Raw genomic sequence first — 2,593 nt, forward strand, 5'->3', positions numbered from 1 at the left:
CTCTTTGGAGATCGTTTTTTGTGGCTTTTCTTGTACCATCAAATATCACCTGTGCTATGTTATAAAACAATGGGTAATTTCACGTAAAAGCTTTTTCCAGATATAGAAACCCTTCAATTCTATGAGTAAAACCACTGCTTTCAAGGGATTTTGCTGATACACGTTGGGTAAAACAGCAATTAATAGCTGGTGATGTCAATTCCTTAAATTTAGGAACTAACGAATCCCCCAAGGCACCCACTTCTACATATTCAATTCAGAGGTTCAGACCGTTTGACGATTCTGTGGGTGTTAAATGACAGAAAGAAAAAACGAACTTGTAAAGATGTTATTTGTATTTTTGCCGTTCTGTAATCATTCTTTTTCGTTATTTCGTTCCGGATTAAGTTTTGTCATTCCACAATCAATATGAAGCACAAACATTGGCTCTTTTTGGGCATTATTCTATACTTACTGGTAAATATTGCCGGGTTATTTATTCCTGTTGTTATTAATGCAGCAAAATATGCTCAGGTTGGCCGGGAGATTCTGGATAATCAGGACTGGATAAACATGACTATTGGCGGTGACCCTTACGACCAAAAGCCCCCGCTTCTTTTCTGGATTGCGGCTATGATTTTTAAACCCTTCGGCATTTCAATAGCTGCATACAAGCTCGGTATTTTGCTCATCTCGCTTGCCGGGATATACGGCACCTTTAGGCTGGGCAAAACATTATACGATGAGAGAATTGGAGTTTTATCAGCATTCATGTGGGCAACTTGCCTGGGATATGTTCATTTTCACAACGACATCCATACCGACACCCTGCTCGTTGTTCCCGTCATCTTGTCAATTTGGCAATACGCGGCTTGGGTAAAAACACGGAAAGATTACCATTTCTACCTGGGAACCTTATTGGTTGGATTGGCTATGCTAACGAAAGGGCCTGTCGCAATCGTTATTATCGGTTCAGCTGTGGGACTGCATCTGCTTTTTACGCGCAACTTCAAGGCCATTTTCGATTACCGCTGGTTGCTGGCTATCCCCATTGTGCTGCTGATGATCGTACCAGCCCTGTGGGGACTTTATGACCAGTTTGGACTGGAGGGCATTAAGTTCTATTTCTGGACGAACAATGCTGGCCGAATCAGTGGTAGCTACGCTGGGAAAAACAACGATCCGTTTTTTTATATTCATACCACCCTGTATATGATAGCTCCGTGGGCTGTTTTCAGCTTTTTGGGTATTTTCATGCAGATTCGTGAACAGGTTCAGAAAAAGTGGCGCGTCAACAGCAAAGATGAATTCTACACCCTGGGAGGAGTTCTGGTTTATTTGCTCATCAACTCGGTAGCTAAAGCGAAGAACCCTCACTACGAAATGCCCGTGCTTCCGCTAATCTCGATACTGGCAGCACGATGGGCCTTGCTGATTTTCGACAAAACTCAATTTGCAAAACTCAGGAAGATCGTTAGCTCCATCCACGTGGTAATCGGCATCCTCCTTTTTGTACTGTCTGGTGCGTTTTTGATTTTCGTTTTTCCAAATCCAGACAGATGGATTTGGCTGGTGATTGTCGCCTTGCTGGGAGGCTTTGTATATGTGCTTTCCTGGAAAGACAGCCTGAACAAGCAACTCAGTTACCTGGTGCTCGCCATTTCGGCCTTGTTATTTACTCTCAACGCTCACATCCAGCCAAACCTAATTCAATACCAAGCTTCATTCAAAGCTTGTGATATTTTTAACCAGAAGGCAAACTCCAGCGAGCAACTCCATATTTTCATGCCTGAGGCCCGCTACTGGGAGGTTTTTCTTTATTCGAAAAACTATGGAAAATACCTGGTTACTCCTGATGATTTCAAACGAATAGACCCCCCCGCCAACGACTGGCTCTTCACAGGACCAGAAGGTATCCAACAACTGGTTGATATGAATATTGCCATTGACACTATCGGAGTCTTTCAGCACAACAGCATGAGCAGCCTTTCCATAAAATTTCTAAATCCAAAAACCAGAGCCTCTAAACTCAAGACCCGCTACCTTCTCCGAATCCGGCAACGTTGATCCCGAAATTCAGAGAGCGGGAATAGCACCGTTCGAAGTTTCTCAAACGCCCGTGGAAAAAAGGCTTGGATGACTTAAGCTTTCAGGGAAGTACTCATTAGTTGGGGGCTTTCAAAGGACAATGGATCGTTGAGCTGACACCAAAGATGAGGAAACAAGCAGCTACCGCCAGCTTCAAAAAAATTACTTATCTTAGGCCTGACCTCATGTCAAACTAAACGCTAAACAAATGAATCAAAAATTAAACCGAAGAAATTTTCTTGGAAAGGCAGCCCTCGGAGCCGCGGCTGTAACAATTATTCCGCGCCACGTCATGGGAGGTAACGGCTATGTGGCTGCCAACGACCGGATCAACCTTGGCTACATTGGCACCGGCAAGCAAGGGCGCATTCTGCTGAATTACTTCACCCAAAATTGCAAAGATGCAGTTCCGGTTGCCGCCTGCGAAGTGTACCAGGCAAAACTGGGCTTGTTCATGCAACAAGCGAAAAAAGCAGACCCGAATGGATCAATTCAAACCTACGAATTCTACCGCGAATTGCTGGCC

At 44.2% G+C, this 2,593-nt stretch carries 2 protein-coding genes; both read left to right on the forward strand.

Annotated features, from left to right (window positions below):
- Positions 1 to 408 precede the first annotated feature (408 nt).
- Complete coding sequence (locus AAC033_RS18945; RefSeq protein WP_339741116.1) at positions 409 to 2,046, forward strand: glycosyltransferase family 39 protein; 1,638 nt, start codon at positions 409 to 411, stop codon at positions 2,044 to 2,046.
- A 229-nt stretch (positions 2,047 to 2,275) separates the two neighbouring features.
- Positions 2,276 to 2,593 (forward strand): twin-arginine translocation signal domain-containing protein (locus AAC033_RS18950; protein ID WP_339741118.1); only part of this gene is annotated, 318 nt, incomplete at its 3' end.

The organism is uncultured Sunxiuqinia sp., from assembly GCF_963974515.1.
Taxonomy (GTDB): domain Bacteria; phylum Bacteroidota; class Bacteroidia; order Bacteroidales; family Prolixibacteraceae; genus Sunxiuqinia.

What these genes read in the sequence shown, in the direction of transcription:
- AAC033_RS18945 (WP_339741116.1), top strand. Translation starts at nt 409, where the DNA reads ATGAAGCACAAACATTGGCTCTTTTTGGGCATTATTCTATACTTACTG.